The 12,810-nt window shown below is 42.1% G+C and carries 8 protein-coding genes and 1 riboswitch; of the genes, 2 read left to right on the plus strand and 6 right to left on the minus strand.

The features are described from left to right. Window positions 1–121: 121 nt before the first annotated feature. From CYL18_RS11785 to CYL18_RS11800, 4 genes are all read right to left on the minus strand, one after another. Window positions 122–901: a TerC family protein gene (locus CYL18_RS11785; protein ID WP_104849710.1), complete on the minus strand. Its 780-nt coding sequence runs from the start codon at window positions 899–901 to the stop codon at window positions 122–124. Between the two features lie 92 nt (window positions 902–993). Next, window positions 994–1,096, minus strand: a riboswitch (yybP-ykoY riboswitch). Between the two features lie 85 nt (window positions 1,097–1,181). Next, entirely contained in the window at window positions 1,182–2,732 is a 1,551-nt protein-coding gene (locus CYL18_RS11790) for an aldehyde dehydrogenase family protein (RefSeq protein WP_104849711.1), read from the minus strand. Between the two features lie 14 nt (window positions 2,733–2,746). After that, a complete protein-coding gene (locus CYL18_RS11795) occupies window positions 2,747–3,844 on the minus strand; it encodes an SDR family oxidoreductase (protein ID WP_104849712.1) in 1,098 nt (365 codons plus the stop codon). A 113-nt stretch (window positions 3,845–3,957) separates the two neighbouring features. Then, a complete protein-coding gene (locus CYL18_RS11800; protein ID WP_104849713.1) occupies window positions 3,958–5,538 on the minus strand; it encodes a peptide chain release factor 3 in 1,581 nt (526 codons plus the stop codon). Between the two features lie 480 nt (window positions 5,539–6,018). Between CYL18_RS11800 and CYL18_RS11805 the strand changes: the two genes are divergently transcribed. Further along, on the plus strand, window positions 6,019–6,849 hold the full coding sequence (locus CYL18_RS11805; RefSeq protein ID WP_104849714.1) for a formate/nitrite transporter family protein: 831 nt from the start codon (window positions 6,019–6,021) through the stop codon (window positions 6,847–6,849). Between the two features lie 108 nt (window positions 6,850–6,957). Here CYL18_RS11805 and CYL18_RS11810 read toward each other — a convergent pair whose 3' ends face one another. After that, a complete protein-coding gene (locus CYL18_RS11810) occupies window positions 6,958–10,479 on the minus strand; it encodes a YhaN family protein (protein WP_104849715.1) in 3,522 nt (1,173 codons plus the stop codon). Next, on the minus strand, window positions 10,476–11,744 hold the full coding sequence (locus CYL18_RS11815) for a metallophosphoesterase family protein (protein WP_104849716.1): 1,269 nt from the start codon (window positions 11,742–11,744) through the stop codon (window positions 10,476–10,478). Before CYL18_RS11815 ends, CYL18_RS11810 begins: the two co-directional genes overlap by 4 nt. Window positions 11,745–12,078: 334 nt before the next feature. On the opposite strand from CYL18_RS11815, the gene CYL18_RS11820 reads away from it, so the two are divergent. After that, entirely contained in the window at window positions 12,079–12,723 is a 645-nt protein-coding gene (locus tag CYL18_RS11820) for a Bax inhibitor-1/YccA family protein (protein WP_104849717.1), read from the plus strand. The last annotated feature ends 87 nt before the right edge of the window (window positions 12,724–12,810 follow it).

The raw sequence follows: 12,810 nt of genomic DNA on the forward strand, positions 1-12,810 counted from the left end.
ATCTTTACTATATGGTACGTTATGCCCATTTACTTATTGGGGGTTATTCTTGAAATTCAGTATAATATTCCTAAAAAAAAAAAAAAAAGAAATCCGTATGCTATGCATACGGATAAATAATTTAGCTAATACTTGAATCTTCTCCAACTTGCTTGTTCGCTGACTTGCCAGATACAAACCAGCCAATTACGACAATTGCTAATAAGACTGCCCAGAAGATGGCTTTCCATACTGTTGAATGAGGGAAGTGTTCATCAATGATACCAACACTTGGGTGCGCTAAAGTTAAAACAGCCAGCTTCACACCCACCCAGCCTACAATAAGAAAAGCAGCTGTTTCAAGAGAAGGGCGTTTGTTTAATAGTACGACGAACTGTGTAGCGGCAAATCTCATGATGATTAATCCAACGAAACCGCCCATGAACATAACAGCAAATTGTGCACCGTTAATGCCCCCAATATCGAAGTTACCCACTTCAGGAAGAGTTACAGCTAGTGCTACAGCCGCGAGCATAGAATCAATTGCGAAGGCAATATCAGCCACTTCAACTTTAAGAACTGTCATCCAGAACCCAGATTGTTTTCTTTCTTTTACTTTCTCATTATCTTTCTTCACGACATAATGCTTAATCAGGTAATTGATCATGATGTATAACAGATATGCCGCTCCAATTGCTTGTATTTGCCACACATTGACAAGGAAAGAAATAAGGAACAGGGAACCAAGTCTGAATACAAATGCTCCAACAAGGCCATAGAACAAGGCTTTTCTTTGCTGTTCTTTCGGCAAATGCTTGACCATAACGGCCATAACAACCGCATTATCAGCCGCCAGTATTCCCTCTAATCCTATTAAAACTACTAACACCCATGCATACTCTAGTATCAGTGCTGCATCCATAAAAGTTATTACCTCCTTTAAATTTCCAACTACTTCCAATCCAACAAAAAAGACCCCTGCCAAGTAATAGAATTACTGGCAAAGGTCTTGCTAAGCATTTGTCATGAATAAATGCCAACAAAGCCGATGGATTCAATCCACGTAATGACGACTTTGTTTTAGGTTTCCCTAACGCTACTCCCCTTTGATTGGGTTCATATTGGTTTGTATGTTTATTATAGGGGCAATCCTCAACTTCTGCAAGTATAATATTTTCCTTCTACCAATCGCTAAGGATAAATTAAGATTTCGTCATCCTGATTAATTTAAGATATTCTTTCAGCACATCGTTTAAAGAAGGTGACTTTTTAAAATTGGCAACAAGAAGATTCCGGAAAGAATCATATTTCCCCTTATATGGGTACCATTGAATCTCTGATTTCTTGTACCCTAAATCTTCCATAACCGCCTTTTCGTGACAGAACATGCGGATTCCGTTTTCTCCATGATACCTTCCTACACCGCTCTCTTTCACACCGCCAAATGGGAGATGATTGTTCGCAACAGTAATCACCACATCATTGATCAGAACAGCTCCTGATTGCAGTTTCGATGAAATCCTTCGTGCCTGCTCTTTATTCTCAGTCCACACGCTTGCATTCAATCCATAACGAGTTCCATTGGCGATCCTGATTGCTTCATCTTCCCCATTGGCTTTAATGATAGGCAATACTGGACCAAAGGTTTCATCTTGCATGATGGCCATATCTTCCTCTACATCTATTAGGACAATCGGTTTGATATACATAGATTCAGGATCCCAATCAGAAGGGTGTTCCCCAGTAAGAAGACGTGCCCCTTTTTCCAAGGCTTCTTCCACCTGTTTTTTGACAATATCAATCTGCATGCGCGAAGTCATGGAACCTATATCATCATCCGGCCCTGAGCCTTGTTTCAAGTTATTGACGATAGGGAGGAGCTCCTCAATGAATGGCTCCAAAATCTCGTCCTCTATAATTAACCTTTCCACACTCATGCAAACTTGGCCGCTATTCGTAAACGCTCCCCAAGCAGCTCCTTGGGCCGCTCGCTTCAAGTTAGCGTCCTTTAAAACAATCATCGGGTCTTTTCCGCCAAGCTCTAAGGTCGTTGGAATCAGATTCTTAGCCGCCGTTTGCTGTATGATCTTCCCGGTTGCCACCGACCCCGTGAAAAAGATATAGTCTGGCTTTGCATTAGTCAGACTTGCTCCAAGTTCTTTTCCGCCATGTGCAACCTGGACGACGTTCGGAGGGAAGTTCGCTTTTGCAAATAAAGTCTCAATCAGCTTCCCGACAGCAGGCGTTACCTCTGAAGGCTTCAAAATAACGGTATTTCCGGCCGCTAGCGCAGATAGCATTGGTGATAATGATAACAGAAAAGGATAATTCCAAGGGGAAATGACGAGCACTGTGCCCAGTGGCATATATTCAACCGAGGATTTCTTACCCATCAAGAGAAATGGCGTTTTTACCTTTTGACTTCGCAGCGTCTTCTCAGCATGCTTTTCGACGTGCAGCATAGCATCCAGTGAAGGCATAATATCAGCGACAAGGGCATCGGTCCTGACCTTTCCCACATCTTTAGCAATCAAATCGGCAATCTCATCTATTTGTTCAACAACCGCTAAACGTAAATTCTTGATATAGGAAACACGCTCACGAACAGACAAATCTCTCCATTCTGAAAAGGCAGTCCGCGCGTTCTCCATCATAGCAGATGCGGCAGCTGCAGGTGTTTCCTCATATTCCATGATAAGCTCCCCAGTTGCTGGCGCATATACTTTAATTGTTTCTTTATTTACAGCCTGCATCACTAAATACCTCCTTATGTAATTTCAATATGAAATTCTGACCGTTGTTTATTAGCCCGATAATAATCAATCATTGGCAGGACTCCGTCTTTAAAATCCGGACATTGGATACCGCTTCCTTCAAGATCTGTCTGGGCATTTGAACAATCGAAATAACCCTTCCAGCTGAAATAATCGAGCGATTCTACTTCAACACCGAAATATTGACGAACGGGTTTGATTTTCAGCATCGACTTTGTAAGCACAAAAGGGATATATCCTTTCGGTTCCTTCCCATTATACATGTTCGTAAACATCCGATAAACCTCTGTTACTGTATATGGTTTAGGATCTGTCAGGTGGTACGTTTTACCGACTCCTTTAGCATTTAAGCTCAAATAGGAGGTTGCCTTAATAATGTAATCAATCGGCACAAGGTTGATTACACAAACTGATTTCGTGATATAAGGAATAATGGGCAGGAAACGCACCCTATCAAGAAAATTTAAGATAAAGTATGGTCCATCAAACTTAATTGTTTCGCCTGTTGTTGTGCTCCCTTTCACGATTCCAGGGCGAATGATGGTTACCGGCACCTCATCCATCAAGGAACGCACCAGGACCTCTGCTTCATATTTCGTTTCTTCATAAAAATTCTTGAAGGCTTCGGGTCTTATCAGTTCATCTTCATAAAGATTCCCTTCCCTTCTTCCAGCTACGTATGCCGTGCTAAAATAGGTATACCGCTTAATGTTCGGAAGAGTTTTCACAAATTCATTCATATTTCTCGTGCCTTCCACATTGACGGAATAAGCGATTTCCTTTGGCACGGCTAAATCATAAATGGCAGCCAGATGGAAAACATGCGTAATATCCGCTTTCTCGAAAACGCTTTCATCCTTCGGTATATTTAAACCCGGCTTTGAAATATCCCCAGCAACAAACAGAAATTGTTCCTCACTCAAGTGAAATTCGTGTATGATTTTATTCCTTTCGTCTTGTGCCTTTTCAATTTGTGAGGGCAAAACGATAGCAACCAATTTACTGAAGTCTGCATCCGTATCCAAGAGCTCGCGAATAAGCTGGTTTGATATAAAACCTGGGAATCCAGTAAAAAAATATACATGCTTCATTTTATCAACTCTCCCTTTTACTTTACACTATTGTAAGAACATTCTGAAAAATATGTCAACCATTTTTTAACAGGAAAAAGCCACCTCTTTTAAGAGGCAGCTTAATGGGGCGTTTATCTTTCATGCTGGTCCATCGGGTTGTAAAGTTCCACATCAGGGTTCTTCTCCTGGAACCAGCGCAGCGCGAAATCATTTTCAAATAAGAAGGCATATTGGTCATAGCGATCGCGCACAAGCATACTTCTTGAGCTTGAAAGTTTCTCATCCACCTTATCACTAGTCGTCCAGCGAGCAATTTTATCGCCCATTCGCTCCATGATGACTTCTGTATTGTATTCATTTTTCATCCGATGCTCGAATACTTCAAACTGAAGCTGACCGACAGCACCAAGAATATAAGATTCAATGCCGACTGTCTTAAAGAGCTGGATAGCTCCTTCTTGCACCAGCTGATTGATCCCTTTATGGAAATGCTTTTGTTTAAGCACGTTTTTAGCGCTGACCCTCACGAACATTTCAGGCGTGAATTGTGGAAGTTTCTCAAAGGAGAAAGCTTCCTTCCCAGAAGTAAGCGTATCGCCAATTTGATAAGTGCCTGTATCATACAGACCAATGATGTCACCTGCTACCGCTTCAGATACATTATTTCGTTCCTCAGCAAGGAACTGGGTAGAATTGTTGAGTTTCATCGGTTTTCCTGTACGGCTTAACGTGACGTTCATGCCTCTTTCAAATTTACCTGAGCAAATGCGGAAGAAAGCTATACGGTCACGGTGCATCGGGTTCATGTTAGCCTGAATCTTAAAGATAAATCCTGAGAACGTTTCTTGAACAGGCTCAATCGGCCCGGCGGAGGATTCCCTTGGGCTAGGCATTGGCGCAAATTGCAAATACGTATCCAAGAAAGTCTGTACTCCGAAGTTTGTTAGAGCACTTCCAAAGAATACAGGAATCAATTCCCCGTTTAGTACCTTCTCACGGGAGAACTCATTACCAGCTTCATTAAGAAGCATGACTTCTTCAAGTGTTTGCTCATACAAGACCTCGTCCATGCCTGGATGGCTTCCTTCTACTTCTCCATCCTCATTGAGCGGAATAAAGCGCTGCTCTTCTTCGGCTTTGAACATTTCAATGCGATTATAGAAGCGGTCATAAATACCGAAGAAATCTTTTCCCATGCCCATTGGCCAATTCATTGGGTAAGATTCAATTCCGAGCACCTCTTCAAGCTCAGCCAACAGCTCTAGTGGCATTTTCCCTTGGCGGTCCATTTTATTAATGAAGGTGAAAATCGGGATTCCTCTCATACGACATACCTTAAACAGCTTCAAAGTCTGGGCCTCGATCCCTTTCGCTGCATCGATAATCATGACTGCACTGTCAACCGCCATCAATGTTCGATACGTATCTTCACTGAAGTCTTGGTGACCAGGTGTGTCGAGAATGTTCACCCGTGTCCCATTATAGTCAAATTGCATGACACTTGAAGTAACCGATATCCCACGCTGCTTCTCAATTTCCATCCAGTCACTCGTCGCATATTTTCCTGTTTTTCTCCCCTTCACGGTTCCAGCATCACGAATCGCGCCACCGAAAAGCAGCAGCTTCTCTGTCAGGGTCGTTTTCCCGGCATCCGGGTGGGAAATAATCGCAAAGGTTCGTCTTGATTCTATTTGCTCTTTTAAATTTGTCATATATGCCATCCTTTATATAAAAGTCCATCTTATCACTATACCACGCAGACAATCATTATGTGAATGATTGTCTCTAAATAAACGATTAGTCAAACAGACATATTTTCTCACATCCAGTTAAATATAGTCAATTGCCTAAATCGATAGTAGAGGACTATTTTCAGGGCAAATTAAAATCAGAGCAAAAGAAAAAACGAGCTTATCGCCCGTCTTCCTTTATGCAACACGCTTCTTCTTGCCAAAAAAGCGCTTGGATAAATACCCAAGAACAGCTGGTGCTGCTGCGACTAATATTCTTTTCATGAATCGATTCTTCATCAGTATCACCATCCTTTGTATCACATTACCCGTATTCATGAATGGGTAATCAGCATCCACGAAAAATTACTATCAATTACCAGTCCGAAATAATATTGATAATTCAGGACATGTATAGTAGGTTAATTAGTGCTAAATATCTACAACCAGGAGGACTACATCATGGAAGAACAAGGTCTGAAGTATTTTGTGGCACTTGCCCACAAAAAGAAAAGACTATTGGATAACTATCCGCTACATTATTTTATACGAGCAATGCTGGCAGGGATCTTTGTTGGATTCTTAATTGTCACATGCTTCCGAACAGGTGAATATTTCCGCGTGGCTGACTCGCCATTTGCTTATCTATTCCCAGCCTTATTCTTTGGCATCGCCTTGATTTTGATTACATATGGCGGAGCTGAATTATTTACTGGTAATACGTCTTATTTTACGGTTGCCTATATGCGAAAAGAAGTCGCTTTACGTGATATTGGACGGAACTGGGGAGCCTGCTACTTAGGAAATGCTGCAGGTGCCATTTTCCTAGCAGGTCTTTTCTATTTAACTGGCATTTTCAGCCATATTCCAAATGATCATTTATTGCACGAAATCGTTTCATATAAAATGCACGGATCTGTCACAGCCCTTTTCTTCAAAGGAATTTTGTGTAACTGGCTTGTGTGCTTAGCAGTCTTCCTGCCGACTCAAGTAAAAGGCGATGGAGCTAAAATGGCTATGATGATTCTCGTCGTGTTCTTGTTCTTTAGCGCTGGCTTTGAGCATAGCATCGCCAATCTTTCTTTATTCTCTATTGCATTGGTTTCGCCACACCCTGATACGATTTCCATTGGTGCAGCAATCTATAACCTGATTCCTGTTACCCTTGGCAATATTGTCGGCGGAGCAGTCTTTGTGGGCATGCTTTATCAATTCCTTAGCAAATCAGCGACAAGATTAAGCCTTGAGGATAACCTTAACCGTGTCGACGAATTAGCTAGAAAAGCGAAATAATTTCACAGCAGAGAGCCGAGGTCACTTTCCCTCGGTTCTCTTTTTTTATCAACCAAAAAGGCAGAACCTTTATGATGCGGTTCTGCCTTTCCCTTATTCTCATTCACATTATTGCATGACGGCTTCTTTATTGACTTCAATCAATTGGTATTCATTTTCTCCCATAGATTCCCCAATCAGGTCAACCAAATGGGCATGGTGCGTGAAGAAGATGACTTGCGTCTTTTGTGACAGCTCCCTCAGGATGGCTAATGTTATCTTTGAACGGTCATTGTCAAAGTGAACAAGAATATCATCCACAATAAAAGGGATTGGTTCATTTTCTTCACAATATTTTTCTATACTGGCAACGCGCAAGGCTAAATAGAGCTGGTCCTTCGTTCCATCGCTCATTGCCTCGATGCCAACCTTCTCCCCATTTTTGACACCAAGGAGAACTTCTTCATCCTTCTCATTATAGTCAACCGTCAATCCCTCAAAGGAATAGAGTGTCAAGCGAGCAAATAAATCGGATGCACGGGTAAGAATCGGGTTCTGATTTTGAGCTCGATAATATTCAATTCCCTTTTGCAGGATCATGACAGCCAGTCTTTTCTCCACATACTGTTCACAGAGATTAGATAGTTCAGCCACAATGGACTCTCTTTCTTCTGTAGCGATTACCGTTGAAACAGAATTCCCCTGTATTTTTTCTTCATATTCCTTCTTGCAGACACCAAAAGCCTGGTTTGCCATGGAGCGATTCTCATCTATTTCAGTCAATTCGAGTTTTAGCTCTGCCAAATGGACTTCGAGAAGATCCATGTCCTGCTCCATCACTTCCCGCTCTAATTCATGAACGGATTGTCCTCCAGCGACTTCCTGAAGAATGGTCATCACGCCATCAACTTTCCTGATTAATTCCTGTTTCTTCTCAAACTGTTCCTCGACGGCTTGCAATTGTTCTTCTGTTTCAACACCTGCTAATTCAAACAAAGACTGCATGGAAGCCTCAGCTGACTTTTTCTTGGAAGATGCCGTTTCATATTCGGCTAATCGTTTCTCCAGCTGACTTTGCCATTCTTTTTCATCACGCTGATTTTGCTGCTGTTGCCGCAATGCCTCTGCTAAATTAAAGACAAGGGATTGAATATTCACAGGCTTAGGCCAGCCTACCTGATCCAATATAGCCTCAACCTTATCCTCATAGTCCTTCACAAACCTCATACTCGCATCCATCTTTATGTTTAGCTCTGACCATTCATCATATAGATTGATGCAACGATCATAGCGTTCGATTTGTTCAAGCGCAGATTCCGTTGAAGAAGCTGCGTCAAGATTTAGCGGAGTGATAGCTTCCTGCCAATCTATTTTCCACTCATCAAATTCACGTACTTTTACTTTTAATTCCTCTTCAAGCTTGGCGAGATCCGCTTTCCTGTTCAGCCATTCTGTTTCAATCGCCTTTTTTTCATTTATACGCGCCGATTCTTTATCCTTGAAGACAGATGCCTCCTTTAATAAAGACTCTAATGAGTATTTTTCATAGGATTCTTCTAATGGCTTAATGGATGATAAAGCCTCATATAACCGTTCCTTCAGGTGCTTGCTTTTCTGCAAGAGAAGCGCACAGGAATCTTCTTCCTTCTTGCACGCTGAGAGCAGCTGCTTTATCTCCTTATATTTCGCCATCCAAGCCTTCATCTCTTGTGGAGAAAGAGGATTCATTCCGTACTCCAGCCAGACTGATTTCCACTTCTCTTTAAATTGCCGTTCCTCTTCATGCAGATGATTCAACGTGTGCTTATAACCTTCAATCCGCTTGCTGGCTCCCTCAATATCATTCAAATATTTTTGCTTCATACCGACCTTAGCAGATTCGTGCCTCATTACATCAGCCAATTCATCCGCCTTCCTTGAACGGCTTTCATATACATCCGCTAATGTTTCCTTGCCAGCATAAAGCGTAATCGCTTCTACCTCTACTTCTTTTCCTTCAAGAGTTTGTCGAACAAGTTCCCAGCCGGCATCACGCGCATCTCTGGCATCCTTTAGATGTTCCTCGGTCGGAATTATCGTACTTGCTTCAAGATTACGCAGGTTCATTCGGGCAGCTTCTAGAAGCTCTTCCTCCGTATTAATCTTTTGTATCCAGGAAAGAATCTCTTCCTTTTGAATCCGTTCTTCCTCAATGAACTTTTGAATGGTTTCGTCCAAAATTCGAATTTGAAGGATAGAAAAATCTTCCCGGCTTCCTTTCCATATAGGAAGAAAAGTTAATTCAGCGTCGATGTTCCGATGCATTTCAGCCACTGTCATTTCTTTTTCTGTTATCCGTTGCCCTAATCTTCCCTCTTCATGAGCAGCGGACAAGGCTGATAGCAAATCATCGACTGCATGTACCTCACCAAACTCTTCGCACTCCCTCTGCTTTTGTGCGACGATCTCTTCTAAAACAGATATGCGCTGCCGCAAGTCAGCGATAGACTTTTCGAGCAGACCATGTGCTTCATGCAATGAACGAATGTCTCTCTTGCGTGATGGAAGGATTCGGAATCTCTCCATCTGTTCCATTTCCCCGGCACCCATATACGCCAACAAATCATTTATTTGGTTAAGACGATTCTCCGCGCTTCCTTTGATAGCCTCATAGTCACGCTGTTCCTTTTCATAAGCCCCAATGTCACTGTTAAGGGAGCGGATGATGGACTCTTGCTGTAATATACGCTCATCAACTTCAATCTCCTCGAGCTTAGCTCTTAGCTGTTTCGCCTCCTGGTTTGCTGAACGCACAGCATCTGCACAATCATGAATCGTTTTGGATAAATTAATCCTTTGCAGGGAACAATCAATAGGGAGATTAGGCACAGCTTCATACTTGGCCAATTCCTCCATCAAACGATTTCTTTCCATTATTTTCGGATGAGCTGTGCGCACTTTTTCCAGCTTCTTAATGGCGGCATTTACCTGAGCATATTTTTCTCTCAGTTCTGCAAGGGAGGCTTGCCCATCCTTATATTCTTTCTCAAGCTCCTTCCATTGCCGGGCGAGCATGAGTGAATCATTAATTTTCTTAGTCAAGTCTTTTTCTTTTCGTATAAGTTCATTAATTGGCGGCTTTGAGCCTCCAGCTTTATATAAGTTTTTGCTTTCCGATTCTAAACCTATCATCACATTTTTGATGGCATTCAAACCAGAAGCCGCTGCAAATAAACTTTCACCGACATTGCCATGGCTCTGAAGCAGTGTTTCTCCGCCTTCACGCAATGTTTCATGATTTAGGGCAAACATGGATCGAAAAGTGTCCTCTGATAACACATTCATGTATGGGAGCAATGAATGATCGGGCAGAGCCTGTCCATCTTCGCCAAGAAGGGTCTTTGTCTTGCCTTTTCTTCTATAAAAGGATAGTGATTCTCCCCCGGAATTTGAAATGGTCCCGCCAATTCTCAGCTTAGAGTTGGGATGAAGGAAGGAATCCTTCGAATTATGCGGAATTCCATATAATAGCTGAGTAATGGAGCGCAATAGCGTACTTTTTCCTGCTTCATTATTTCCATAAAGTATATGAAACGAGTGATTTGGCTGAAAAGGAATGGAAAAATTCGTGAAATGCCCAAAAGCATTAATCTCGAGCCGATCAAACCTCATACCCTTTGTCCCCTTTCTTGCAGCAATCCATCTTTAATGAGATCTTTAATGGTAAGCAGCTTTTCCCTTAGAGCATCCTCTGAATCTGGGATGACCTGCTCCTCCCCGCGCTTCAAATCCATCGGCAAAGCGTTATGAAGCGGCTGGAATTCTGCTTTTATTTCCTCAAGCAGCTCTTCATATGATAGGTCATCCATCCATTCCAGCATCCCAATAATCGGATTCGCATTTTCGCCTTCAGAAATGACATGCGGAGCACTTGTCTTGATTTTTAGCTTTTCAAGCCATATATCGCCTTGTCCTACTGAAAAAGCCATTGAACGGAGGTCATTTAACACAGCTTCCTTATTGTTCACAAGCTCTGAATGCAGTGCCGTTTCACCATTTAAAATAATCCGTATCGCAAGCATCCTGCCGGCCGCCGAATCAAACGCGCGTACAATTTCTTGTTCGGCCTGAGCCAGGAAGTCATCATATAGAGTCATATCCGTGAGATCCGCTTCAATAACTTCCCATCTGATGACATCAAGCGGGACATGGGTCATTTCCTTTATGCTTCCATCCTCCACCTCAACAAGTGTACATCCCTTCACACCTGTTTCTTTACTGTGACGGCTTTGGATATTGCCAGGGAATAAGATGACGGGTTCTCTCTCACATAGAAATTCCCTCTTATGAATATGACCAAGGGCCCAATAGTCATATCCTTTCCCTTTCATATCCTCAATCGAGCAGGGAGCATAATTTTCATGACCTTCTCGCCCTCCTGCTGAGGTATGCAAAATACCGATATTAAAATAGCCTTCCACACTATTAGGATATCCTTTGGCCAGGTTATCGAGCACAGCTCTTGAACTGAACCCTTGACCATGTATGGCAACGCCTATTTCATCTAAACGAATGCTTCCGCATTTCTTCACGTCAAACACATGGACATTGTCAGGCAGCTTGATCTCTTTCGTAATCACGCTTGCTGCATCATGATTTCCTTTGATCATGAAGACAGGGATTTGATGTTTCTCAAGCCTTGCCATCTCACTGGCAAAAAATAAGCCGGTATTATAATCCTTCCAATCGCCGTCATACAAATCTCCTGCTATGATAACGAAATCTACTTGCCTGTCGATGGCCAAATCAACGAGATTGATAAAGGCTTCTCGCGTAGCACTTCTCAATCGTCCGACCGGTGCCCCAACGTATCGTGACAAGCCTTTCAACGGGCTGTCCAAATGTATATCGGCTGCATGGATAAATGTGAAATTCATCGCCTTTCGTCCTCCTTTCGCGCATTCAAGAACAGTCTAACTCTTAGTGATAGGATACCATAGATTCCTCCCCATTTTTCTATCTGGAAATAAAATAATAAGAACATGTGTTCTGTTTGATTTTAGTATACCCTCTTTCAAGTAATTATGCATATGAATTTCTCCGAAAAAAATCCCATGTAAAAAACTTGTTCTTCCTGATTGAAACTTTTACAATTGCCATCCGTAATACTCTTATATCGCGGATCATGGTTTTCGGAAAAAACACTAGAGCAAGACTAGATTTTTTTTGATCGAGAAAGCTATGAAAGCCATTAAAACAAGGAGTGAAAGAATGTTGAATTCATATACTGAATCAAGCCGGTATGCCCTCCCAAAAATCCTGCGGGCATTTACCCTTTCATTAGCCATATCATTGCTAGGATTCATCACCGGGAATTTTGTGCCACCTGCCCTATTCCTCCCGCTCATGATCTTAGAGCTCATAATGCTGATAGCAGCCTTCTTTGTAAGAAGGAGAAAAATGCTTTCCTATAGTTTCTTATATACATTCACCTTTATTTCCGGCATCACATTGTATCCGGTCGTTACAAGTTACTTGATGACCATTGGAGCAAAGCCTGTTCTAATGAGCCTAACGGCAACAGTCATTATTTTTGGAGGTCTTTCGCTTTATGCTTCCACGACGAAACGTGATTTCTCCTTTTTAGGAGGCTTTCTGACAGCTGCGCTGCTTGCCCTTATTGTCATCGCAATCTTTAATATATTCTCGCCTTTATCCTCAACGGCAACGCTCATTTATTCGTTTATCGGCATCCTCGTTTTCAGCGGCTATGTCATATTTGATGTCAATCGGATAAAGCAGCATGGCCTATCAGATGAAGAAGTCCCTTTGATGGCCCTCAACCTGTATCTTGATTTTGTTAACTTATTTCTATATATTCTTCGTTTCATTGGAGTCCTCTCCTCCAGGGATTAATAAGCTGTCCTCGTTGTCCGCCGTTTTTACGGCGTTTTTTTATGACTTGAAGATTTACCAAAACTCCCCGAGAGTTTCCTTTACATA

The sequence above is a fragment of the Pradoshia eiseniae genome (assembly GCF_002946355.1).
In the GTDB taxonomy this organism is placed as follows: Bacteria; Bacillota; Bacilli; order Bacillales; family Pradoshiaceae; genus Pradoshia; species Pradoshia eiseniae.

What these genes read in the sequence shown, in the direction of transcription:
- CYL18_RS11795 (WP_104849712.1), bottom strand. Translation starts at nt 3,844, where the DNA reads ATGAAGCATGTATATTTTTTTACTGGATTCCCAGGTTTTATATCAAAC.
- CYL18_RS11800 (WP_104849713.1), bottom strand. Translation starts at nt 5,538, where the DNA reads ATGACAAATTTAAAAGAGCAAATAGAATCAAGACGAACCTTTGCGATT.
- CYL18_RS11820 (WP_104849717.1), top strand. Translation starts at nt 12,079, where the DNA reads ATGTTGAATTCATATACTGAATCAAGCCGGTATGCCCTCCCAAAAATC.
- CYL18_RS11810 (WP_104849715.1), bottom strand. Translation starts at nt 10,479, where the DNA reads ATGAGGTTTGATCGGCTCGAGATTAATGCTTTTGGGCATTTCACGAAT.
- CYL18_RS11805 (WP_104849714.1), top strand. Translation starts at nt 6,019, where the DNA reads ATGGAAGAACAAGGTCTGAAGTATTTTGTGGCACTTGCCCACAAAAAG.
- CYL18_RS11815 (WP_104849716.1), bottom strand. Translation starts at nt 11,744, where the DNA reads ATGAATTTCACATTTATCCATGCAGCCGATATACATTTGGACAGCCCG.
- CYL18_RS11790 (WP_104849711.1), bottom strand. Translation starts at nt 2,732, where the DNA reads ATGCAGGCTGTAAATAAAGAAACAATTAAAGTATATGCGCCAGCAACT.
- CYL18_RS11785 (WP_104849710.1), bottom strand. Translation starts at nt 901, where the DNA reads ATGGATGCAGCACTGATACTAGAGTATGCATGGGTGTTAGTAGTTTTA.